Origin of the sequence: Quisquiliibacterium transsilvanicum (assembly GCF_014202215.1) — a bacterium.
Lineage (GTDB): Bacteria > Pseudomonadota > Gammaproteobacteria > Burkholderiales > Burkholderiaceae_E > Quisquiliibacterium > Quisquiliibacterium transsilvanicum.
Genome location: NZ_JACHGB010000001.1, coordinates 703972 through 725568, shown reverse-complemented (window position 1 = coordinate 725568; position 21597 = coordinate 703972). Strand labels below are relative to the sequence as shown.

The window sequence follows — 21597 nt, the reverse complement described above, 5'->3', positions numbered from 1 at the left end:
CTCTTTCGAGCTTGCCAGCATGAGCCGCCCCTGTCGAGCAGAGGGTGGAGCCGGGCCGCAGTCCTTCGACGTCGCCGTGCTCGGGGCCGGGGCTGCGGGGATGTTCTGCGCAGGGGTGGCGGGCCAGCGCGGCGCGCGGGTCGTGGTCATCGACCACGCGGCGCAGCCCGGCGAGAAGATCCGCATCTCGGGCGGCGGGCGCTGCAACTTCACCAACGTGGATGCCGGTCGGCTCGAGCGCTACGCGGGCTCCGAGCCGCGTTTCGCGCGGCACGCGCTGCGCGCCTACCTGCCGAAACGATTCCTCGAGCTGGTGGCCCGCCACCGGATCCCCTGGCACGAGAAGCACCGCGGGCAGCTGTTCTGCGACGACAGCAGCCTGCGCATCGTCCGCATGCTGCGCGAGGAGGCCGAGTCCGGCGGCGTGGCCTGGCGCCTGGGCTGCCGGGTGCACGGGGTGCGCCGGGCCGATCCGGGAGAGGGCGGCTTCGAGGTCGACACCGACGCGGGCGTCGTGCGGACGCGCTCGCTGGTGGTGGCCACCGGCGGCCTGTCGATCCCCAAGACCGGGGCCAGCGACCTCGGCTACCGGATCGCCCGGCAGTTCGGCCTGCGCATCGTCGAGACGCGGCCGGCGCTGGTACCGCTCACCTTCGATGCCGCCGACTGGGCGCCCTTCGGCGCGCTGGCGGGCGTGGCGCTGGAGGTGGACATCGCCGCGCCCGCGCAGCCGGATGCGCCGCGTTTCCGCGAGGACCTGCTGTTCACCCATCGCGGCCTGTCGGGCCCGGCGGTGCTGCAGATCTCCAGTTTCTGGCGGCCGGGCACGCCGCTGGAGATCGACCTGGCCCCCGCGCGCCGCCTCGAACAGGTCTGGATCGATGCCCAGCCCGAGGCGCGCCAGCAGCTGGCGACGCTGCTGGCGGCCTCGCTCCCGCGGCGCCTTGCCGCGCTGTGGGTGGAGCGCTTCGGCGCGAACCACCCCGGCGTGCGCCCGGAGACCCGGGTGGCCGAGGTCGGCAAGCGCGCGCTGCGCGAGCTGGCCGGCTCGGTGCAGCGCTGGGAACTGCACCCCTCCGGCACCGAGGGCTACCGCAAGGCCGAGGTGACCTCGGGCGGAGTGGCCACCGCCGCGCTGGATCCGCGGACCATGCAGGCCCGCGAGGTTCCGGGGCTGCACTTCGTCGGCGAGGTGGTGGACGTCACCGGCTGGCTGGGCGGCTACAACTTCCAGTGGGCCTGGTCCTCGGGCTTTGCCGCCGGGATGGCGGTCAGCGAATGAGCGGCTGGGACGCTGGCGCGGGGCAGACTGCGCCGGCGCCGGCGCCGGCGCCGGCGCTGCGGGTGGGCGCCGTGCTGCTCGCCGCCGGCGAGTCGCGGCGGATGGGCGGCATCGACAAGCGCAGGCTGGAGCTGGACGGCGAGCCGCTGGTGCGCAGATGGCTGCGCATCTTCAGCGAGGCCGGGATCCGCGACGTGGTCGTCGTGCTGGGCCACCGGCGCGAACTGATCCTGCCGCTGGTCGAAGGGCAGGGGGCGGTCGTGGTGAGCAACCCGGATCATCGGCGTGGTCAGCAGTCCTCGGTGCTTGCCGGGCTCGCCGCACTGCCGGCGGGGATCGATGCGGCGCTGGTCGCGCTGGTCGACCTGGCGCTGGTGGATGCGCGGGACCTGCGCGCGCTGATCGACGCGTTCGCCGTCCGGCCTGCGGGAACGAATGCGCTGGTGCCTTTCTTCCAGGGGCAGCGCGGCAATCCGGTGATCGTGAGCGCCGCTGTCGCGGCCAGGGTGGTCGCCGACGCGGCGGCCGGGGGTGCCGGGGGTGCCGGGGGTGCCGGGGGTGCCGGCGGGGCCCGGCAATCGGCACCGGCTCCCGATTGCGAGGACGACGCCGTCGGCGGACTGCGCGCTTATCTGCGGACCCATCCAGAGGAGGTCTGCCGCCACGAGGCCGGCAGCGATCACTTCACGGTCGATCTCGACACTCCCGAGGACATCGATCGGCTGGAGCGCAGGCTGGGCCGCCCCATCGGCCGGCCGCAGGCCGAGGAATGAGCACGGCATGAGCGAGAACGCAGGCATGCCCCCGACCGCGCACGCGGGCGGAGATGCCCGGCCGCAGGTGGAGACCTTCTTCGACGAGGCGTCGTCCACCTTCACCTACCTGGTCCTTGACCGGCGGACGATGCAGTGCGCACTGATCGACAGCGTGCTGGACTTCGACCCGAAGTCCGGGCGCACAAGCACCGACGGGGCCGACCGCGTGATCGCCCGCGTGCGCGAGCTTGGCGCGACGGTGCAGTGGCTGCTCGAGACCCATGTGCATGCGGACCACCTGTCGGCGGCCCCGCACCTGCGCAAGGCGCTCGGCGGCCTGGTGGCGATCGGGGCGCGCATCACCGTCGTACAGGAGACCTTCGGCAGGCTCTTCAACGCGGGCAGCGAGTTCGCGCGCGACGGCAGCCAGTTCGACCGGCTGTTCGAGGACGGCGACCGCTTCTCGATCGGCGGCATCCCGGCCCGCGCCATGCACACGCCGGGTCACACGCCGGCCTGCATGACCTACGTTGTCGGGGAGGGAGACGAGACCGTCGCCTTCGTCGGCGACACACTCTTCATGCCGGACTACGGCACCGCGCGCTGCGACTTTCCGGGCGGCGATGCCGCCACGCTCTACCGCTCGATCGCGCGCGTGCTGCGCCTGCCGCCGGCCACCCGCCTGTACATGTGCCACGACTACCGTCCCGGGGGGCGCCCGCTGCGCCACGTCTGCACGGTGGCCGAGCAGCGTGCCGGCAACGTCCACGTGCATGACGGCGTCACCGAGGCCGAGTTCGTCGGGATGCGCAAGAAGCGCGACGCGACGCTCGAGATGCCGACCCTGATCCTGCCCTCGGTGCAGGTCAACATGCGGGCCGGCTGCCTGCCGCCGCCGGAGGACAACGGCGTGCGCTACCTCAAGATCCCGCTCGACCTGCTCTGACCTGACCGACCATGGAGACCCTGGCCCTCTCCGCCGCGCTCGGCTCCCTGATCGGGCTGGTGCTCGCGTTCACCGGCGCCGGCGGCGGCATCCTCGCGATGCCGCTGCTGGTGTTCGGCCTGCACCTGCCGGTGCAGCAGGCGGCGCCCGTCGGTCTCGCGGCGGTCGGCATCGCCTCCGCGGTCGGCGCGCTGCTCGGCCTGCGCGAGCGTGTCGTCCGTTACCGCGCAGCGTCGATGATCGGCCTTGCCGGCATCCTCGTCGCCCCGCTGGGCGTGGCGCTGGCGCAGCGTCTTCCCAACCGCCCGCTGCTGGTCGCCTTCGCGCTGCTGCTGGCCTTCGTCGCCTGGCGATCGCTCAAGCCGCCCGCGCCGGTCGACCCGGACGCAGGGCGCCCGCTGCCGTGCCAGGTGAACCCGGCCGAGGGGCGGCTGGCATGGACCTGGCCGTGCGCGCGGGCGCTCGCGGCGACCGGCAGCCTGTCGGGCCTGCTCAGCGGACTTCTGGGCGTGGGCGGCGGCTTCGTGATCGTGCCGTCCCTGTCCCGCAACACCGATCTCGACCTGCGCAGCATCCACGCCACCTCGCTCGCGGTGATCGCGCTGGTGTCGGTCAGCGGAGTGACGGCAGCCATCGTGCAGGGCACGCTGGACTGGCGGGTGGCCGGTCCGTTCGCGGCTGGGGCCACTGCGGCCCTGCTGATCGGGCGGCGCTTCGCGCGCGGTCTCGACCCTGGGCGGCTGCGGCAGGCCTTCGCCTGGGTGAGCCTGGTGGTGTCCGTGCTGCTGCTGGCGCGTGCGCTCGGCTGATCCGCGCGGGCGGCCGACGCTACCCTGCGGCCCGGCCGTCGACCGCGGCTGGCTCGTCAGCGCCTCGGCGGACGCGCCGTCGCACTGCGCGCCGCGGGGCGCAGCAGCACGATCAGCGCCCCGGCGCCGCCATCGGTCGGGCGCGCCTGGCAGAAGGCGAGCACCTCGTCGCGCTGCACCAGCCACTTGAGCACCTTGCCCTTGAGCACCGGTTCCTTGCCGGCCGAGCCCAGGCCCTTGCCGTGGATCACCCGCAGGCAGCGCTGCTCGCGCTTGAGCGCGCGCGCGATGAAGGCGACCAGCGCCTCGCGGGCCTCATCGACCCTCAGCCCATGAAGGTCGAGCTGGTTCTGCACCACCCAGTGGCCGCGGCGCAGCCTGGGCAGCACGTCGGGGCCCACGTTCTCCCTGCGGAACGAGAGTTCCTCGTCGGTGTCGAGCAGCTGCTCGATGCCGATCTCGTCCGAAAGAGAGGCGGCCAGCGCCGCACGCTCGTCGAGCTCGCGCTGGCGCGGATGCGGCGGCGGCGAGGGAAGGGATGGATCGACCCGGCCGGTGGGCTTGAGCGGCACGGCCTCGCCGATCGACGCGCGGAACAGCCCGGCCTCGCGCTCGGCGCGCGCGCGCTCCAGGCGCAGCCGTTCGCGCTCTGCCTCGCGCGCGCGGTCCCGGGCGCGCAGCGCCTCGCGCAGCCCGCCGAGCGCATCGAAACTCTTGACCGGACGGATCATGTCGGCGGGCCGGGGGAGGGTGGATGCCTGCGCGGGCGCTCCGGGACGGCCAGGCCGCTCCGGAAGCTGCCGCGTCAGCGGCTTCCTTCCTCCGCCTCCAGGTGGCGCTGTGCGTCCAGCGCAGCCATGCAACCGGTGGCCGCGCTGGTGATCGCCTGCCGATAGACATGGTCCTGCACGTCGCCTGCCGCGAACACCCCGGGGATGCTGGTGGCGGTGGCCTGGCCCTGCAGCCCGCTGTGGGTCACGATGTAGCCGTTGGTCATCTCGAGCTGGCCGTCGAACAGCGCGGTGTTCGGCGAGTGGCCGATGGCGATGAAGACGCCGTGCACCGTGATCTCGGAGGTGCTGTCGTCGCGCACGTCGCGCAGCCGGGCCCCGGTGACGCCGCCGTCGTCGCCGAGCACCTCGTCGAGCACCGAGTGCCAGCGGATCTCGATCTTGCCGCTGCGCGCCTTCTCCATCAGCTTGTCGATCAGGATGGGCTCGGCGCGGAAGCGGTCGCGCCGGTGCACCACGGTGACCTTGCGCGCGATGTTCGACAGGTAGAGCGCCTCCTCGACCGCGGTGTTGCCTCCGCCGACCACGCACACGTCCTGGTTGCGATAGAAGAAGCCGTCGCAGGTGGCGCAGGCGGACACCCCCTTGCCCATGAAGGTCTGCTCGGAGGGCAGGCCGAGATACCGGGCGGAGGCGCCGGTGGCGATGATCAGCGCGTCCGCCGTGTATTCGCCGGAGTCACCGATCAGGCGCAGCGGCCGCTCGTCGAGCTTCGCCGTATGGATGTGGTCGAACACCAGTTCGGTGTTGAAGCGCTCGGCATGCGCCTGGAACCTTGCCATCAGGTCCGGGCCCTGCACGCCCTCGGCATCGGCCGGCCAGTTGTCCACGTCGGTGGTCGTCATCAGCTGGCCGCCCTGGGCCACGCCGGTGATCAGCACGGGATTCAGGTTGGCGCGCGCCGCGTAGACGGCAGCCGTGTAGCCGGCGGGACCCGAGCCGAGGATCAGCAGGCGGGCGTGTTTCGGGTTGGACATGGAGCAGACCTGTTGCGTTGTAAAAAAGCGAAGAAAATCATCGGGTTACGGAGTCATTTTCACCCGATTCGGTGACCGGTCATGCGGTTTGTGTAAATTATAGGGAGTGCAACCGTTCGAGGTGGGTATGGCGCATGAAGATATCAAGGCATTCCTGCGCAGGGTGCCGCTGTTCGCCGGGCTGACCGAGCCACAGTTCGAGCAGCTCGCGGCAGGCAGCGCGCGCCGCAGCTATCCGAAGGGCCGCACCATCGTGTCCGAGGGCGAACCCTCGCAGTCCATGTACATCCTGCTGGCGGGCCGGGCCAAGGTGCAGCGCTCGGACTCCGAGGGCAAGGAGGTCATCCTGGCGGTGCTCGGCTCCGGAGAATACTTCGGCGAGATGAGCCTGATCGACGACGCCCCGCGTTCGGCGAGCGTGATCACGCTGGAAACCTCCGAGTTCATCGCGGTGAGCAAGGAGGCCTTCAAGGCCATGCTGGCGCAGAGCCCCGACATGGCGATGTCGGTGATGCGCGGCCTGGTGCGCCGCCTGCGCGAGGCCGACAAGAAGATCGAGACCCTGGCGCTGCTCGACGTCTACGGTCGCGTCGCCCGGGTGCTGCTCGACTTCTCCGAGGACGTCAACGGCGAGCGGATCGTGAAGAACAAGCTCCCCCGGCAGGACATCGCCAAGATGATCGGCGCTTCCCGCGAGATGGTCTCGCGCGTGATGAAGGGGCTGGAGATCGATGGCTACATCCTCCCCCTGCCCGAGGGCAAGCTCGTGCTTCGCGAGAAGCTCGCTTCCTACATCAGCTGAGGAACCCGCAACAGTGTCACGTGCTTCCGCCGCGGCCGCGCCTGCCGGCCGCAGGCCCTTCGCTGCAGGCTTCGGCCTGCCCGAGCGGGCGGTCCAACTGCTCCGCGAGACCGGATGGATCGTCCGGATCGCCCTCGGGCTCTTCCTGCTGCTGATCCTCGCCACCTACGACAAGGCCGACCCCGGCTGGTCGCACGCGGTGGTCACCAATCACATCGAGAACGCCGGCGGCCGGGTGGGCGCCTGGTTCGCGGACCTGCTGCTTTACCTGTTCGGCGTGTCCGCCTATCTGCTGGTGGCGCTGTGCGTGGCCAGCGTGGTGCGTGGCTACCGGCGCCTGCATTCGTCGAAGCTCGCCGTGCCGGCCGAGGCCGCGAACGACCTCGACCGCTTCGCCTGGGAGCGCTGGCTCGGCTTCGCTCTCTTCATGCTCGGCTGCGTCGGGCTCGAAGCCGCCCGGCTGCACAGCCTGTCCGTCGAGCTGCCGCTGGCTCCGGGCGGAATCATCGGCGAGCTCGCCAGCGGGCCCCTGTTCGCTGCGCTGGGCCCGATCGGCGGCACCATGCTGCTGTTCGTCGTCATCGCTGCGGGCTTCAGTCTCTGGACGGGGCTTTCCTGGCTGTCCATCTTCGAAAACGTGGGGCTGGCGATCGAGAGCGCCGGCAACCGGCTGGTCCAGTCTTTCGCTGCGCGCCGCGACCGCCGCATCGGCGAGGTCGCGGCCACCGAGCGCAAGGAGCAGGTCGAGGGCCTGCGCAAGATCCTCGACGACGAACCCGTGCCGGTGCGCATCCAGGCGCCGGTGCTCAGGGTCGAGCGCTCCGAACGTGCCGAGGCCGAGCGCCAGGCCACGCTGTTCGTCGACCTGCCCGCCGACACCCAGCTGCCGCCGCTCTCGCTGCTCGAGCCACCGCCGGTGAGCACCGAGTCGGTGTCGCAGGACACCCTCGAGTACACCTCGCGCCTGATCGAGAAGAAGCTCGCGGATTTCAACGTCGCCGCGAACGTGGTTGCGGCCTACCCGGGCCCGGTCATCACCCGCTACGAGATCGACCCCGCCACCGGCGTCAAGGGCAGCCAGATCGTCAACCTGTCGAAGGACCTGGCACGCGCGCTGTCGCTGGTCTCGCTGCGGGTGGTCGAGACCATCCCGGGCAAAAGCCTGATGGGCCTCGAGCTGCCCAATCCGCGGCGTCAGCCGGTGCGGCTGTCCGAGATCCTCGGCTCGCAGGTCTATGCCGAGAGCGCTTCCGCGTTGACCATGGCGCTGGGCAAGGACATCGCCGGCAACCCGGTGGTGGCCGACCTGGCAAGGATGCCGCACCTGCTGGTGGCCGGCACCACCGGCTCGGGCAAGTCGGTGGGCATCAATGCGATGCTGCTGTCGCTGCTCTACAAGGCCGACCCGTCCCAGGTGCGCCTGATCCTCATCGATCCAAAGATGCTCGAGCTGGCGATGTACGAGGGCATCCCGCACCTGCTCGCGCCGGTGGTCACCGACATGCGCCATGCCGGCAACGCGCTCAACTGGTGCGTCGCCGAGATGGAGCGCCGCTACCGGCTGATGAGCAAGCTGGGCGTGCGCAACCTGGCCGGCTACAACGCCAAGATCGCCGATGCAGAAAAGCGCGAGGAGCTGGTCGCCAACCCCTTCTCGCTGACGCCCGACGCGCCCGAGCCGCTGCGCCGGCTGCCGCAGGTGGTGGTGGTGATCGACGAGCTTGCCGACCTGATGATGGTGGTGGGCAAGAAGGTCGAGGAACTCATCGCCAGGCTTGCGCAGAAGGCGCGCGCGGCGGGAATCCACCTGATCCTCGCCACCCAGCGGCCATCGGTCGACGTGATCACCGGGCTGATCAAGGCCAACATCCCCACGCGCATCGCCTTCCAGGTGTCGTCGAAGATCGACTCGCGCACCATCCTCGACCAGATGGGCGCCGAGTCGCTGCTCGGCCAGGGCGACATGCTCTACATGCCGCCGGGCAATGGCCTGCCGATGCGGGTGCACGGCGCCTTCGTCGCCGACGACGAGGTGCAGAAGGTGGTCGACCACTGGCGTTCGGTCGACGAGCCGCAGTACGTCGAAGGCATCCTCGAGGGCGGCGTTCCCGAGGAGGTGGATACCGGCAGCGCGGTGGGCTTCGGCGGCCTGCAGCAGACGCTGGGCGAGGCGGGCGTCGACGGCGAGGCGGACCCGATGTACGACCAGGCCGTGGCGGTGGTGCTCAAGCACAAGCGCGCCTCGATCTCGCTGGTCCAGCGCCACCTGCGCATCGGCTACAACCGCGCGGCCCGCCTGCTCGAGCAGATGGAAAAATCGGGCCTGGTGTCGTCGATGGCCACCAACGGCAACCGCGACATCCTGGTGCCCGGCAGCCAGGAGGAGTGATCGCCTGGGGGCCGCGCCGCCTCCAGGTCCTCCGCGGGGTCGCCTCGTGCGTTGTATGAATCCCGGCCCACGGCCGCCGCTGCGTGGAATCCGTACGATGCCCTTCAGTTCCCGTTTCCGCCCCAGTGCTGCCCGCCCTGCCGGCGGCGTGTCGAAGGCGCGCCGCCGCGCGCTGCGCTCTCTCGTCATGCCCTTAGGACTGGCGATCGCTGGCGCGCTGCCGCTTCGCGCCCATGCGCAGGGCGCCATCGAGCAGTTGCGCAGGTTCGTCGCCGACACCCGTTCGGCCCGCGGAGAGTTCACCCAGCGCACGCTCAAGGGCGCGGGCCAGTCCGCGCAGACCGCCAGCGGGCGCTTCGCCTTCTCGCGTCCCGGGCGCTTCCGCTGGGAGGTGCTCAAGCCCTTCGAACAGCTGATGGTCGCCGACGGTGAGCGCGTGCATTTCTACGATCGCGACCTCGCGCAGGTCACGGTGCGCAAGCTGGCGAACTCGCTGGGCGCGAGTCCCGCGGCCATCCTGTTCGGCTCCAACGATCTCGAGAAGGATTTCACGCTCACCGACGCCGGTCCCTTCGACGGGATGGACTGGCTGGACGCCAAGCCCCGCAGCGGTGATGCAGGCTTCGACCACATCCGCATCGGCTTCCGCGACGGCCTGCCCGGGGCGATGGAGGTGCGCGACGCATTCGGACGCACGACGGTCTTCGCGTTCACCGGCATCGAGCGCAATGCGGCGGTGGCGCCCGAAACCTTCCGCTTTGTCCCGCCCAAGGGCGCGGACGTGATCCAGGAGTGACGCCTCCGCCGCCGGCCCGCCCCGGCGATCCCATCGAGGCCGTCGACACCCCGGCGCTGCTGCTCGACCTGGATGCCTTCGAGGCCAACCTGCACGCGGTGCACGCCTTCGTCGCCGCGTGCGGCGGCCGGGTTCGCGCGCATGGCAAGGCGCACAAGTGCCCGGAGATCGCCCGGCGCCAGGTGGCGGCCGGCGCAGTGGGGTTGTGCTGCCAGAAGGTCGGCGAGGCCGAAGTCTTCGTGCGCGCGGGAATCCGCGACGTGCTGGTGAGCAACGTGATCGTCGGCGAGTCCAAGGCGCGCCGCCTCGCGGCGCTGGCGCGCGGGGCGCGCATCGGCGTCTGCGTCGATTCGCCGCTGCAGGTCGCCCAGCTCGGCGCCGCCGCGCGCGACGCGCAGGCGCCGCTGGAGCTGCTGATCGAGATCGACACCGGGATGATGCGCTGCGGCGTGCGCGACACTTCGGAGGCGCTCGAGCTGGCGCGTGCCATCGACACCCACCGCCCCTGGCTGTCGCTGCGCGGCCTGCAGGCCTACCAGGGCAGGGCGCAGCACCTGCGCTCGCCCGAGGAGCGCGCCGACGCGATCGCGCGGGCCGGCGCGCGTGTCGCGCTGTTCCGCGCGGCGCTTGAGGCCGCGGGCCATCGCTGCGCGGAGGTCACCGGCGGCGGCACCGGCACCTATCCGCTGGAGCTGGCCGGCGGCGCGTGGACCGAGGTGCAGCCCGGCTCCTACGTGCTGATGGACGCGGACTACGCAGCCAACCTGCCCGCGCACGGCGCGCCTGCGCTGCGCCAGGCGCTGGAAGTTCTGTGCACGGTGATCACCGCGCGCGACACCCACGCGGTGCTCGACGGCGGGCTGAAGGCCTTCGCGGTGGACAGCGGCCTGCCGGTGCTGCCGGGCAGCGGCTGGCGGGTGCGCGGGCTGTCGGACGAGCATGCGGTGATCGTCCCCGGCGACGATGCGCGAGCGCTCGCGGTCGGCGACAAGCTGCGGTCGGTGCCCGGGCACTGCGACCCCACGGTCAACCTGCACGACTGGATCGTCGCTCACCGGGGCGGCCGCGTGGAGCAGGCCTGGCCGATCGAGGCGCGCGGCGCGCTGTTCTAGCCTGACGATGGCAGCTCCAGCCGTTCCAGCCGTTCCAGTCGTTCCAGTCGTTCCAGTCGTGCCGCTGGCCGCGCCAGCCGTGCCGGTCGCCCCTGTTGCCGCTATGGCAACATCGCAGGGCTGCCGCGACGATCGCGGCGCGACCAGGATCCGATGAACCCTACCGAACCCCGCCAGGCGGACCTCCTCTCCGACGCCGGTGCCGACACGCCGGAACCCGCGGCCGGCGCCTACGGCGCTGCCGCACATGGCGCCACCCCACGCGGCGCGGCCCAGCACGTGACGGCGGGTGCGCCGCTGGCCGAGCGCATGCGGCCGCGCACGCTGGACGAGGTGGTGGGCCAGGCTCACCTGGTGGGTCCGGGCAAGCCGCTGCGGGTCGCGTTCGAGACCGGCCGGCCGCACTCGATGATCTTCTGGGGCCCGCCAGGCGTTGGCAAGACCACGCTGGCCCGGCTGATGGCCGACGCCTTCGACGCCCAGTTCATCGTGATCTCGGCCGTGCTTGGCGGCGTCAAGGACATCCGCGAAGCCGTTGTCGCGGCGCAGGTCGCGCGCGAGCAGGGCAGGGCGACGATCCTTTTCGTCGACGAGGTGCACCGCTTCAACAAGGCGCAGCAGGACGCCTTCCTGCCGCACGTCGAGAGCGGTCTGTTCACCTTCATCGGCGCCACCACCGAGAACCCGTCCTTCGAGGTCAACGGCGCGCTGCTGTCGCGCGCCCGGGTCTACGTGCTGCAGCCGCTCAGCGCCGAGGAGATGGGCGCGCTGTTCGAGCGCGCGCTGGAGCGGCTGGCCGAGCCCGGACAGGAACCGGGCGCCCCGTCCCGGGGGGCGCCGGGGCATCTCGCGCCGCCGGCCACCGCCGGCGCCGGCACGCCCGATTCCGCCGTCGAAGCCGTGCCCAGCTTCGATCCGGCCGCCCGCGAGCGCCTGGTCGGCTGGGCCGACGGCGATGCGCGCCGGCTGATCAACGCGATCGAGGTGGTGGTCGAGGCCGCGCGGGCGCAGGGCCGCACGGCGGTCGACGCGGCCTATCTCGAACAGGCGCTCAGCCAGAACCTGCGCCGCTTCGACAAGGGCGGCGAGGCCTTCTACGACCAGATCTCGGCGCTGCACAAGACGGTGCGCGGCTCGCACCCGGATGCCGCGCTGTACTGGTTCTGCCGCATGCTCGACGGCGGCGCCGACCCGCGCTACCTGGCGCGCCGCATCCTGCGGATGGCCAGCGAGGACGTCGGCCTGGCCGATCCTCGCGCGCTGCGCATCGCGCTCGACGCCGCCGAGGTCTACGAGCGCCTCGGCTCGCCAGAGGGCGAGCTCGCGCTGGCCGAGGCGGTGGTCTACATGGCATGCGCGGCCAAGTCCAACGCGGTCTACAAGGCCTACAACGAGGCGCGCGAGTTCGTGAAGTCGCACGGTTCGGCGCCGGTGCCGATCCACCTGCGCAATGCGCCCACGCGGCTGATGAAGGAACTCGGCTACGGCCGCGCCTACCGCTACGCGCAGGACGAGCCGCATGGCTATGCCGCCGGCGAGACCTACATGCCCGAGGGCGTCCCGGAGCCCGGCTTCTACCGGCCGGTGGCGCGCGGCATGGAGGCGAAGATCCGCGAGAAGCTCGACTGGCTGCGCTCGCTGGACGAACAGGCCGGCAAGGGCGATTGAGACAGGCCCCGGGCGCCTGCCGGGGCGGACATCTTCGCGGGCCTGTCGCCTGCTAACATCGCAGGCTGTCCCAAACCGAACCGGGGCGCCCCCGCGCGGCAGCCGACCAGCCCGCGCAGCCGCCCCCAAGCGCTCAAATGCTCGACATCCAGCTTCTCCGCAAGGACCTCGACCACGTCGCCGCCAGGCTCGCGGCGCGCGGCTTCACCCTCGACACCGCGGCCTTCCGCGCGCTCGAGGCGCGCCGCAAGGAAGTGCAGACGCACTCCGAGGAGCTGCAGGCGAAGCGCAACGCGCTCTCCAAGCAGATCGGCGCGATCAAGGGCAAGGGCGGCGACGTCTCCGCGGTGATGGCCGAGGTGGCCGGGCTGGGTGACGAACTCGCGCGCGCCGCCGAGCGCAACGACGCAGTGCAGGCCGAGCTGAACGAGTGGCTGCTGGCCCTGCCCAACCTGCCGCAGGCGGAGGTTCCCGAGGGGCGCTCCGAAGCGGACAACGTCGAGGTGCGCCGCTGGGGCGAGCCCACGCGCTTCGAGTACGAGCCGCGCGACCACGTCGACATCGGCGGGCCGCTCGGGCTCGACTTCGAGACCGCCGCCAAGCTGTCCGGATCGCGCTTCTCGATGCTGCGCGGCCCCATCGCGCGGCTGCACCGCGCGCTTGCGCAGTTCATGCTCGACGTCCAGACCGTCGAGCATGGCTACACCGAGTGCTACACGCCCTACATCGTCAACGCCGAAACCCTGCGCGGCACCGGCCAGCTGCCGAAGTTCGAGGCCGACCTGTTCGCCACCAAGAAAGGCGGCCAGGAAGGCGATGGCGAGGCGCTCTACCTGATCCCCACCTCCGAGGTTCCGCTGACCAACGTGGTGCGCGGCGAGATCCTCGCCGCCGACGCGCTGCCGGTGAAGCTCACCGCGCACACGCCGTGCTTCCGCTCGGAAGCCGGCTCCTATGGCCGCGACACCCGCGGGATGATCCGCCAGCACCAGTTCGACAAGGTCGAGATGGTGCGCATCGAGCACCCGGAGCGCTCCACCGAGGCGCTCGAGGAGATGGTGGGCCACGCCGAGAACATCCTGCGCAAGCTGCGGCTGCCGTACCGCGTGATGCTGCTGTGCACCGGCGACATGGGCTTCGGCGCCGCCAGGACCTACGACCTCGAGGTCTGGCTGCCCGCGCAGAACGCCTACCGGGAGATCTCGTCCTGCTCCAACTGCGAGGCCTTCCAGGCGCGCCGCATGCAGGCGCGCTTCCGCAACGCACAGGGCAAGCCCGAGCTGGTGCACACCCTCAACGGTTCCGGCCTCGCCGTGGGCCGCACCCTGGTGGCGGTGCTCGAGAACTTCCAGCAGCCCAACGGCACGGTGCGCGTTCCCGAGGCGCTGCGTGCCTACATGGGCGGCGCGGAGTTCATCGGCTCGGCCTGAACCTGGAAGGTACGGGCGCGCTCGACGCCCGCCGCCTTCATCGCCGCCCAGGCGCTCGCCAGCGAGCCGTTGGTGTCGATTGCCCGGCAGGCGTCCTCCAGCACCACGGCGGCGAAGCCGAAACGGCGCGCGTCCAGCGCGCTCCAGGCGACGCAGAAGTCGGTGGTCAGCCCGGCGAGGAACACCCGGTCGATGCCGCGCAGCGCAAGGTAGCCTGACAGCCCCGTGTACGTGCGGCGGTCGGCCTCCAGGAACACCGAGTAGCTGTCGATCTGCGGATGGAAGCCCTTGCGCAGCGTGAGCTGCGCATGCGGCACGTCCAGCCGCTCGTGCAGCGCGGCGCCTGGCGTGTCCTGCACGCAATGATCCGGCCACAGCACCTGGGTGCCATAGGAAAGTTCGATGGTGTCGAAGGGCTTGCGGCCCGCGTGCGAGGACGCGAAGGAGGAATGCCCGGGGGTATGCCAGTCCTGCGTGATCACCACGTTGACGAAGCGACGCGCGAGCAGATTGATCAGCGGCACCACGGCGTCGGCGTCGGGCACCTCAAGGCTGCCGCCCCTGGTGAAGTCCTTTTGCACATCGACCACGAGCAGGCAGTCCTTCGGTCCGACCAGAAAGACCGGCCGATCCTCCCCCGGCACGGTCGCCCGCGCTCCACGCAACGTTGTCACAAAATCGTCTCCTCGAGGCCCACGCTCCAGGGTACAACGAGCCGCGCGTGGCGGGTCCCGATGAACGCGCGGCCGAGTTCTGATATAGTTTCGAGCTTCGATCGCGGAGAGGTGGCAGAGTGGTCGAATGCGCCAGACTCGAAATCTGGTTTAGGGGCAACCCTAACGTGGGTTCGAATCCCACCCTCTCCGCCAGCTGCACCCCCCGCAGCTGATTCTCAAGGAAAGCCGCCCATCGAAGGCTCTCCTGGCACCTCCCGGGCATTCCAGTTTCGCTACTGGCTCGGTCGAAGGATGCCGAAGTGGAGATTCCTTACGGCAGGTGAAGCGCGCAGGAGCCTCCCGTTTCTGTCGGAGAGCCCTGCCGGAACACGCGTCGATCCCCGTCGCAACTCCCGCGGGCGGCTGCCGAAGTGTCGGCTGGCTTTACATCCCGGAGTCGGCGCGCACGCGCGGTCGAACGGATGTCGCTGATTCCGCGAAACATTCCTCGACGGGCACATCGCTTGCATGCCCCACGTGTGCCTCAAGGCGCTGTTTCGGCGGAGCGACGGACTCGGGGGGTGAAGAAATGCTGCTACCTGTCAGGCTCGTTTTCTCATTCGCTGCCATCTCCCTGTCGACCCTGGCTGCTGCGGCGCCCATCACGTTCTCGGCGGGTGGCGACGGCAGTGCAGCCTCCATCCAGTCCACGGTCGATTCCTTCCGGCTGGCGCTGGGCACTCCCAGCAACGGCGACGCGCCGGGGCCGCTTGCCGGCGGTCGCCGCGAGATCAACTGGGACGGTGGCGGGAGTACCAACACCACTGCCGCGATCACGCCATTCAACACGTTCCTGGATACGCGCGGCGTGCAGCTCAGCACACCGGGGACCGGCCTCTCCCAGGCTACGCCCGACGGGCTGGAGGGGCTCTTCAGCAATCCGACCTACGGCGAGACGTTCGGCCCGTTCAGCTCGGCTCGCCTGCTGGTGCCGGTTGGCAGCAACATCACCGACGTCCTGTTCTTCCTGCCCGGCAGCAACGGCGCCGTGGCGGCAACGGTGAGCGGCTTCGGCGCGGTATTCACCGACGTGGATCTCGCGAACAGCACGACCATCGCCCTGTTCGACGCATACGGAAATTCCTTGTACAGCGCATCGGTCGAAGCGGGCACGGTCGCCGACGGCAGTCTTTCATTTCTCGGGGTGGTGTTCAACGGGGGCGAGCGCATCGCCCGCGCCCGGATCACGACCGGAAATTCGGCGCTCGGACCCAACGACGGCGTCGGGGTCGACGTCGTGGCGATGGACGACTTCATCTACGGCGAGCCTCTGGCCGCCGTGCCCGCACCCGGCACCCTCGCGCTGCTCGGCCTCGGCCTCGCGGGATTCGCTGCAGCATGGCGCCGCGAGCGGTAGCCAATAACCACCGCACGACAGGCCCGCTGCGGCGGGTTTCTGGCGTGCGGGGCCTGCGCCCGGCCCTGTCACGGCCAGGCGAGGCTGAGCGCCCGCCAGGCCGCTGCAGCACAATCAGACCAAGTCGAACCGATCCGCGTTCATCACCTTGGTCCACGCGGCGACGAAGTCGCGCACGAACTTCTCCTTGCTGTCGTCCTGCGCATAGACCTCCGCATAGGCGCGCAGCACGGAGTTCGACCCGAACACCAGGTCCACCCGGGTGGCGGTCCACCTGAGCTGGCCGGACTTCCGGTCACGGATCTCGTACAGGTTCCGACCGGCAGGATTCCAGGTGCAGGACATGTCGGTCAGGTTGACGAAGAAGTCGTTGGTCAGTGCGCCTACGCGGTCGGTGAGCACGCCGTGCTTCGTGCCGCCGTGGTTGGTGCCCAGCACGCGCATGCCGCCCACCAGCACGGTCATCTCGTGCGCGGTGAGCCCCATCAGCTGGGTGCGGTCGAGCAGCAGTTCCTCGGCGCTGACCACGTAGTCCTTCTTGAGCCAGTTGCGATAGCCGTCGGCCAGCGGCTCGAGCGGCTCGAAGGACTCGACGTCGGTCATCTCCTGCGTGGCATCGCCGCGGCCCGGCGCGAATGGAACGGCGACGTCGAAGCCCGCGGCCTTGACCGCCTGTTCGACGCCCAGGTTGCCTGCCAGCACGATCACGTCGGCCACGCTGGCGCCGGTGTCGGCGGCGATCTTCCCGAGCACGCCGAGCACCTTGGCCAGGCGCGCCGGCTCATTGCCTTCCCAGTCCTTCTGCGGGGCCAGCCGGATGCGCGCGCCGTTGGCCCCGCCGCGCATGTCGGAACCGCGGAAGGTGCGGGCGCTGTCCCAGGCGGTCGACACCATTTCGCCGATGCCCAGCCCGCTGGCCGCGATCTTCGCCTTGACCGCAGTGACGTCGTAGTCCTTGCGTCCGGCGGGCACCGGGTCCTGCCAGATCAGGTCTTCCTGGGGGACGTCCGGGCCGAAGTAGCGAGCCTTCGGTCCCATGTCGCGGTGGGTCAGCTTGAACCAGGCACGCGCGAAGACTTCCGTGAAGTAGGCCTGGTCGTCGCGGAAGCGCTCGGCGATCTTGCGGTACTCGGGGTCGAACTTCAGCGCCATGTCGGCGTCGGTCATGATCGGCTTGCAACGGATCGAGGGATCCTCGACGTCGACCGGCATGTCCTCTTCCTTGATGGCGACCGGCTCCCACTGCCAGGCTCCGGCCGGCGACTTCTGCAGCCACCAGTCGTGCTTGAAGAGCATCTCGAAGTAGCCGTTGTCCCATTTCGTGGGGTGGGTGGTCCAGGCGCCTTCGATGCCGCTGGTGACGGTGTCGCGGCCGATGCCGCGGCTGCTGTGGTTGATCCAGCCCAGGCCCTGCTCCTCGACGTCGGCGCCTTCGGGAGCCGGGCCGAGATTGGCGGCGCTGCCGTTGCCGTGGGCCTTGCCGACCGTATGGCCGCCAGCGGTCAGGGCTGCGGTTTCCTCGTCGTTCATCGCCATGCGGGCGAAGGTCACGCGCATGTCGCGCGCGGTCTTGAACGGGTCCGGTTTGCCGTCCACGCCTTCCGGGTTCACGTAGATCAGGCCCATCATCACCGCGGCCAGCGGGTTCTCGAGGTCGCGCTCACCCGAGTAGCGGCTGCCCTCGCCGCCGCTGGGGGCGAGCCACTCTTTCTCGGAGCCCCAGTAGACGTCCTTTTCCGGCTGCCAGATGTCATCGCGGCCGAAGCCGAAGCCGAAGGTTTTCAGTCCCATCGACTCGTAGGCCATGTTGCCGGCGAGGATGATCAGGTCGGCCCAGCTGACCTTGTTGCCGTACTTCTTCTTGATCGGCCACAGCAGCCGGCGCGCCTTGTCGAGGTTGCCGTTGTCGGGCCAGGAATTGAGCGGGGCGAAGCGCTGGTTGCCGCTGCCGCCGCCGCCACGGCCGTCGGCGATCCGGTAGGTGCCGGCGGCGTGCCAGGCGAGCCGAATCATCAGACCGCCGTAGTGGCCCCAGTCCGCCGGCCACCAGTCCTGGCTGTCGGTCATCAGGGCGACGAGGTCCTTTTTCAGCGCTTCGACGTCGAGCTTCGCGAGCTCCTTCCGGTAGTCGAAGTCCGGGCCCAGCGGGTTGGTCTTGGTGTCGTGCTGGTGGAGGATGTCGAGGTTCAGCGACTTCGGCCACCAGTCCTTGTTGGACCCGGCCGAGGTCGCGCCTCCGTGCATCACCGGGCACTTGCCGGCGGAATTCGTGGTGTTCTGGTCCATGTTCATCTCCTGTGCTGCCTTCGTGTCTGGGGCTGGTCGGCCTTCCGCCGCGGGCGCCCGGAGGCGGCCGTGCGGCAGGAAGCACTCACCGCGCAGGCCCACTGTAGGTGCGCGGCGCCTGGATGGCCAATTCCTTCTTCCGATACGTCCGATAGGGTGAGTCTCTCGGGGCGGCCGGCCCTTGCGCTACTCCTGCGCGGCGGCGCGCGCCGCCATCGCCTTGCGCGTGGCTTCGGGCAGCCCGGTCGGGTCCATCAGCATCCCGAATACCTTCAGGTTGTGGGTGTGCGCGAGCTGGTGCAGGTGGAAGGCGTTGCGCATCGCGATGTCGCGGCCGCCGGCATCGGCCACGCCGTTGAGCGCCAGCTTGGTCATCTTCAGCGCGAAGCGGGATTTGGTGGCGATCTTGCGGGCCATCTCCATCGCGGCTTCCTGCAGCTCGGCGCGCGGCACCACCTTGTTCACCATTCCCAGCTGCAGCGCGTCGGCCGCGCCGATCGCCTCGCTCGTGAACAGCATCTCCTTGGCCTTGCGCATGCCGACTTCGTGCACGTGATGGAACCACTCGATGCCGCCGACGCCGAAGCTGACGACGGGGTCGGCGAAGGAAGCGTCGTCGCTGGCGACGATCAGGTCGCAGGGCCAGGCGAGCATCAGGCCGCCGGCGATGCACTTGCCCTGCACCGCGGCGATGGTGGGCTTGGGAATGTTGCGCCAGCGTTCGCTGAAGCCGATGTAGACCTCTTCCTCGCGCGACATCTGCGCCTCGGCGCCGGCGCAGCCGAAGCCGCAGGTGGTGCTGACGGTGCGGTAGCGCTTCATGTTGCCCGCGCTGTCGGTTTCGGAGAGGTCGTGTCCGGCGGAGAAGTGCTTGCCTTCGGCGGCCAGCACGATCACGCGCACCTCCTCGTCGTGCGCGGCGCGGTCGAAGGCCTCGTTCAGCTCGTAGAGCAGCTGGGTGTCCTGCGCGTTGGCGCGCTCCGGGCGGTTCAGTCGGATGCGGGCGATGCCCGGCTCGGGGATCTCGTAGATCAGGGTCTCGAAGGCGGTGTCGGCCATGGGTTCTCCGGCGGGGAAGGGGCAGGGACGGTGGAGCGGCTGCGCTGCACGCTCCGCGGACTCGGTGCACACTGAAGGGCTCATCAGAGGATACCGCGCCGCCCATGACCGCCTTGCCCGCTTTCCGCTTCGACAACAGCTATGCCCGCGAGCTGGAGGGTTTCTACGTTTCCTGGCAGCCGGACCGGGCGCCCGCGCCGCGGATGCTGTTCCTGAACGAGGCCCTCGCCGGCGAGCTCGGCCTGGACGCAGCGGCATTGTCCGGCCCGCAAGGGGCGGCGCTGTTCGCGGGCAATGCGCTGCCGGAGGGCGCGCAGCCGATCGCGCAGGCCTACGCCGGTCATCAGTTCGGCGGCTTCTCGCCGCAGCTCGGCGACGGCCGGGCGCTGCTGATCGGCGAGCTGATCGACCCGCAGGGCCGCAGGCGGGACCTGGCATTCAAGGGATCCGGGCGCACGCCGTTCTCGCGCGGCGGCGACGGCAAGGCCGCGGTGGGCCCGATGCTGCGCGAGGTGCTGATCGGCGAGGCGATGCATGCGCTGGGCATCCCGACCACGCGGGCGCTCGCGGTGGTCGCCACCGGCGAGCAGGTGCTGCGCGAGACCGCGCTGCCCGGCGCGGTGCTCACGCGGGTGGCGGCCAGCCACCTGCGGGTCGGCACCTTCCAGTTCTTCGCGGCGCGCGGCGAGCAGGAGCGGGTGCGCCAGCTCGCCGAGTACGCGATCGCGCGGCATGACTCGGCGCTGGCCGGCGAGCCCGGCCGCTTCCTGGCACTGCTGGACGCGGTTTCGCGGCGGCAGGCATCGCTGCTCGCGCAATGGATGAACGTCGGCTTCATCCACGGGGTGATGAACACCGACAACATGACGATCTCCGGCGAGACCATCGACTACGGCCCCTGCGCCTTCCTCGAGGCCTACGACCCCGATGCGGTGTTCAGCTCGATCGACCAGGGCGGCCGCTACGCGTTCGGCCGGCAGCCGCAGATCGCGCGCTGGAACCTGGCGCGGCTCGCCGAATGCCTGCTTCCGCTGATCGCCGACGAGCCCGAGCGTGCGGCGGCGCTGGCCACCGAGGTGCTCGGGCGTTTTGCGGACCTGCATCGCGCCTGCCTGCTGCAGGGACAGCGCGCCAGGCTGGGGCTGCGCAGCGCGGCTGTCGCCGACGATGCTCAGGCTGCGGCCGACGACGCCAAGGCTGCCGCGCTCGCGGACGACGCAGGGGATGCCGCCCTCGCGGACGACTGGCTCGCGCTGCTGCACCGCGAAGGCGTCGACTTCACGCTGGCGTGGCGTTTCCTGGCGGACGCCGCCGAAGGACGCGACGGCGCGCTGCGCGCGCTGTTCACTGATCCGCAGGCGCCGCAGGCCTGGCTGGCCCGCTGGCGCGCGCGCTGCGGGCGCGAGGATGCACAGGCCGGCGGTGCCACCGACGCTTCGATGCGCGCGCGCGCCGGCGCCATGCGCCGCGCCAGCCCCAGGATCATCCCGCGCCATCACCAGGTGGAGGCCGCGCTGGACGCGGCGTCCGACCATGGCGACCTCGCCCCGTTCACGCAACTTCTCGCCGCGCTGCGCCGGCCCTTCGACGACGACCCGTCGCTCGATCGCTTCGCGCAGCCGGCGCCGCGCGAACTCACCGCCTGCTACCGCACCTTCTGCGGCACCTGACCGGAGCAAACCATGTCGATCGATCGCGTCATCGCCGCGCTGCTGGTCGCTGCCGGCCTGGCAGCCGCGGGCTGGGCCGTGTCCCAGGGCCTGGAGCGCTTCCGGATGTCCGACCGGACGGTCAGCGTCAAGGGCCTGGCCGAGCGGGAGGTGGAGAGCGACTTCGTGGTCTGGACGCTCACCTTCCGCAGGGCCGGCAATGTCTTCGGCGAGGTGCAGCAGGCGCTCGCCGGTGACCGCGACCGGGTCGCCGAGTTCCTGCGCAAGGCCGGCATCGAGGACTCCGAGGTGGAGGTGAGGCCGCTGCAGGTCGTCGACGTCTACTCGCGCGAGTACGCGCAGCCCAACCAGCCGGTGCGCTTCACCGGCAGCGGTCAGGTGCTGGTGAAGTCCGCCCGGGTGGCGGTGGTGGGGAAGGCGGCGCTTGCGATCGACCCGCTGATCCAGGCCGGGCTGATCATCGAAGGCGGCAGCGGTCCGCGCTACCAGCTGCGCGGCTTCAACGAGGTGAAGGCGCCGCTGCTGGCCGAGGCGACGCGCAATGCGCGCGAGCAGGCGGCGAAGTTCGCGGCCGAGGCCGGCGCCACGCTTGGGGCCCTCAAGAGCGCCAACCAGGGTGTGATCCGCATCTCGGGCGACGACGGCGGAGACTTTGACGACGGCAGCGCGCGCGTCAAGCGGCTGCGCGTCGTGAGCACTTTCGAGTACGAACTGCGCTGATCCGGCGAACGCCGGGCGCCGAGGCTGCGGGT

Annotated in this window: 18 protein-coding genes and 1 tRNA gene; 14 read left to right on the top strand and 5 right to left on the bottom strand. The window is 70.6% G+C overall.

The annotated features are described in order from the left end of the window. Nucleotides 1-19: 19 nt before the first annotated feature. Genes HNQ70_RS03250 through HNQ70_RS03235 form a run of 4 tightly spaced genes read left to right on the top strand, consistent with a single transcriptional unit; the run spans nucleotide 20 to nucleotide 3792 of the window. The gene (locus HNQ70_RS03250) at nucleotides 20-1282 is read left to right on the top strand and encodes a BaiN/RdsA family NAD(P)/FAD-dependent oxidoreductase (RefSeq protein ID WP_183964156.1); all 1263 of its coding nucleotides are present in this window, start codon (nucleotides 20-22) and stop codon (nucleotides 1280-1282) included. Next, nucleotides 1279-2055: a nucleotidyltransferase family protein gene (locus HNQ70_RS03245; RefSeq protein ID WP_183964154.1), complete on the top strand. Its 777-nt coding sequence runs from the start codon at nucleotides 1279-1281 to the stop codon at nucleotides 2053-2055. Before HNQ70_RS03250 ends, HNQ70_RS03245 begins: the two co-directional genes overlap by 4 nt. A gap of 7 nt (nucleotides 2056-2062) precedes the next feature. After that, on the top strand, nucleotides 2063-2983 hold the full coding sequence (locus HNQ70_RS03240; protein WP_246434571.1) for an MBL fold metallo-hydrolase: 921 nt from the start codon (nucleotides 2063-2065) through the stop codon (nucleotides 2981-2983). A gap of 11 nt (nucleotides 2984-2994) precedes the next feature. Next, the gene (locus HNQ70_RS03235; RefSeq protein WP_183964153.1) at nucleotides 2995-3792 is read left to right on the top strand and encodes a sulfite exporter TauE/SafE family protein; all 798 of its coding nucleotides are present in this window, start codon (nucleotides 2995-2997) and stop codon (nucleotides 3790-3792) included. Nucleotides 3793-3848: 56 nt separating this feature from the next. On the opposite strand, the gene HNQ70_RS03230 is transcribed toward HNQ70_RS03235, so the two are convergent. Continuing rightward, nucleotides 3849-4523, bottom strand: coding sequence for a Smr/MutS family protein (locus tag HNQ70_RS03230; RefSeq protein ID WP_183964151.1), 675 nt, complete (start codon nucleotides 4521-4523; stop codon nucleotides 3849-3851). A gap of 74 nt (nucleotides 4524-4597) precedes the next feature. Then, nucleotides 4598-5560 (bottom strand): thioredoxin-disulfide reductase, encoded by a 963-nt coding sequence (trxB, locus tag HNQ70_RS03225; RefSeq protein WP_183964149.1) that lies wholly within the window; start codon nucleotides 5558-5560, stop codon nucleotides 4598-4600. A gap of 127 nt (nucleotides 5561-5687) precedes the next feature. On the opposite strand from trxB, the gene HNQ70_RS03220 reads away from it, so the two are divergent. From HNQ70_RS03220 to serS, 6 genes are all read left to right on the top strand, one after another. Next, on the top strand, nucleotides 5688-6362 hold the full coding sequence (locus HNQ70_RS03220; RefSeq protein ID WP_183964146.1) for a Crp/Fnr family transcriptional regulator: 675 nt from the start codon (nucleotides 5688-5690) through the stop codon (nucleotides 6360-6362). A gap of 13 nt (nucleotides 6363-6375) precedes the next feature. Next, on the top strand, nucleotides 6376-8751 hold the full coding sequence (locus HNQ70_RS03215) for a DNA translocase FtsK (protein ID WP_425504325.1): 2376 nt from the start codon (nucleotides 6376-6378) through the stop codon (nucleotides 8749-8751). Between the two features lie 97 nt (nucleotides 8752-8848). Continuing rightward, nucleotides 8849-9547: an outer membrane lipoprotein chaperone LolA gene (gene lolA, locus HNQ70_RS03210; protein WP_183964142.1), complete on the top strand. Its 699-nt coding sequence runs from the start codon at nucleotides 8849-8851 to the stop codon at nucleotides 9545-9547. Further along, complete coding sequence (locus HNQ70_RS03205) at nucleotides 9544-10659, top strand: alanine racemase (RefSeq protein ID WP_183964140.1); 1116 nt, start codon at nucleotides 9544-9546, stop codon at nucleotides 10657-10659. The genes lolA and HNQ70_RS03205 overlap by 4 nt, the downstream gene beginning before the upstream one ends. Nucleotides 10660-10968: 309 nt before the next feature. After that, the gene (locus tag HNQ70_RS03200) at nucleotides 10969-12327 is read left to right on the top strand and encodes a replication-associated recombination protein A (RefSeq protein WP_246434658.1); all 1359 of its coding nucleotides are present in this window, start codon (nucleotides 10969-10971) and stop codon (nucleotides 12325-12327) included. 137 nt (nucleotides 12328-12464) lie between these two features. Beyond that, entirely contained in the window at nucleotides 12465-13757 is a 1293-nt protein-coding gene (gene serS / locus HNQ70_RS03195; protein ID WP_183964136.1) for a serine--tRNA ligase, read from the top strand. Here the strand turns inward: serS and pncA are convergent. Continuing rightward, nucleotides 13721-14374: a bifunctional nicotinamidase/pyrazinamidase gene (pncA, locus tag HNQ70_RS03190; protein ID WP_183964320.1), complete on the bottom strand. Its 654-nt coding sequence runs from the start codon at nucleotides 14372-14374 to the stop codon at nucleotides 13721-13723. The genes serS and pncA overlap by 37 nt on opposite strands. 162 nt (nucleotides 14375-14536) lie before the next feature. Here pncA and HNQ70_RS03185 point away from each other — a divergent pair. Both HNQ70_RS03185 and HNQ70_RS03180 read left to right on the top strand, forming a co-directional pair. Beyond that, nucleotides 14537-14626: transfer RNA gene (locus HNQ70_RS03185), tRNA-Ser, on the top strand. 376 nt (nucleotides 14627-15002) lie between these two features. Beyond that, nucleotides 15003-15830, top strand: coding sequence for a PEP-CTERM sorting domain-containing protein (locus HNQ70_RS03180; protein ID WP_183964134.1), 828 nt, complete (start codon nucleotides 15003-15005; stop codon nucleotides 15828-15830). A 114-nt stretch (nucleotides 15831-15944) separates the two neighbouring features. Here HNQ70_RS03180 and katG read toward each other — a convergent pair whose 3' ends face one another. Together katG and HNQ70_RS03170 are read right to left on the bottom strand one after the other, a co-directional pair. Then, nucleotides 15945-18116 carry a catalase/peroxidase HPI gene (gene katG, locus HNQ70_RS03175; protein ID WP_183964132.1) on the bottom strand — a complete coding sequence of 724 codons (2172 nt, stop codon included), beginning with the start codon at nucleotides 18114-18116 and terminating at the stop codon, nucleotides 15945-15947. A gap of 186 nt (nucleotides 18117-18302) precedes the next feature. Continuing rightward, entirely contained in the window at nucleotides 18303-19175 is an 873-nt protein-coding gene (locus HNQ70_RS03170; RefSeq protein WP_183964130.1) for an enoyl-CoA hydratase, read from the bottom strand. Between the two features lie 104 nt (nucleotides 19176-19279). Between HNQ70_RS03170 and HNQ70_RS03165 the strand changes: the two genes are divergently transcribed. Both HNQ70_RS03165 and HNQ70_RS03160 read left to right on the top strand, forming a co-directional pair. Then, complete coding sequence (locus tag HNQ70_RS03165) at nucleotides 19280-20845, top strand: protein adenylyltransferase SelO (protein ID WP_183964128.1); 1566 nt, start codon at nucleotides 19280-19282, stop codon at nucleotides 20843-20845. 12 nt (nucleotides 20846-20857) lie between these two features. Then, entirely contained in the window at nucleotides 20858-21565 is a 708-nt protein-coding gene (locus tag HNQ70_RS03160) for an SIMPL domain-containing protein (RefSeq protein WP_183964127.1), read from the top strand. The last annotated feature ends 32 nt before the right edge of the window (nucleotides 21566-21597 follow it).

What these genes read in the sequence shown, in the direction of transcription:
- katG (WP_183964132.1), bottom strand. Translation starts at nt 18,116, where the DNA reads ATGGACCAGAACACCACGAATTCCGCCGGCAAGTGCCCGGTGATGCAC.
- HNQ70_RS03160 (WP_183964127.1), top strand. Translation starts at nt 20,858, where the DNA reads ATGTCGATCGATCGCGTCATCGCCGCGCTGCTGGTCGCTGCCGGCCTG.
- HNQ70_RS03170 (WP_183964130.1), bottom strand. Translation starts at nt 19,175, where the DNA reads ATGGCCGACACCGCCTTCGAGACCCTGATCTACGAGATCCCCGAGCCG.
- serS (WP_183964136.1), top strand. Translation starts at nt 12,465, where the DNA reads ATGCTCGACATCCAGCTTCTCCGCAAGGACCTCGACCACGTCGCCGCC.
- HNQ70_RS03230 (WP_183964151.1), bottom strand. Translation starts at nt 4,523, where the DNA reads ATGATCCGTCCGGTCAAGAGTTTCGATGCGCTCGGCGGGCTGCGCGAG.
- HNQ70_RS03220 (WP_183964146.1), top strand. Translation starts at nt 5,688, where the DNA reads ATGGCGCATGAAGATATCAAGGCATTCCTGCGCAGGGTGCCGCTGTTC.
- HNQ70_RS03240 (WP_246434571.1), top strand. Translation starts at nt 2,063, where the DNA reads ATGAGCGAGAACGCAGGCATGCCCCCGACCGCGCACGCGGGCGGAGAT.
- HNQ70_RS03235 (WP_183964153.1), top strand. Translation starts at nt 2,995, where the DNA reads ATGGAGACCCTGGCCCTCTCCGCCGCGCTCGGCTCCCTGATCGGGCTG.
- trxB (WP_183964149.1), bottom strand. Translation starts at nt 5,560, where the DNA reads ATGTCCAACCCGAAACACGCCCGCCTGCTGATCCTCGGCTCGGGTCCC.
- HNQ70_RS03245 (WP_183964154.1), top strand. Translation starts at nt 1,279, where the DNA reads ATGAGCGGCTGGGACGCTGGCGCGGGGCAGACTGCGCCGGCGCCGGCG.
- HNQ70_RS03165 (WP_183964128.1), top strand. Translation starts at nt 19,280, where the DNA reads ATGACCGCCTTGCCCGCTTTCCGCTTCGACAACAGCTATGCCCGCGAG.
- HNQ70_RS03200 (WP_246434658.1), top strand. Translation starts at nt 10,969, where the DNA reads ATGCGGCCGCGCACGCTGGACGAGGTGGTGGGCCAGGCTCACCTGGTG.
- HNQ70_RS03180 (WP_183964134.1), top strand. Translation starts at nt 15,003, where the DNA reads ATGCTGCTACCTGTCAGGCTCGTTTTCTCATTCGCTGCCATCTCCCTG.
- lolA (WP_183964142.1), top strand. Translation starts at nt 8,849, where the DNA reads ATGCCCTTCAGTTCCCGTTTCCGCCCCAGTGCTGCCCGCCCTGCCGGC.
- HNQ70_RS03250 (WP_183964156.1), top strand. Translation starts at nt 20, where the DNA reads ATGAGCCGCCCCTGTCGAGCAGAGGGTGGAGCCGGGCCGCAGTCCTTC.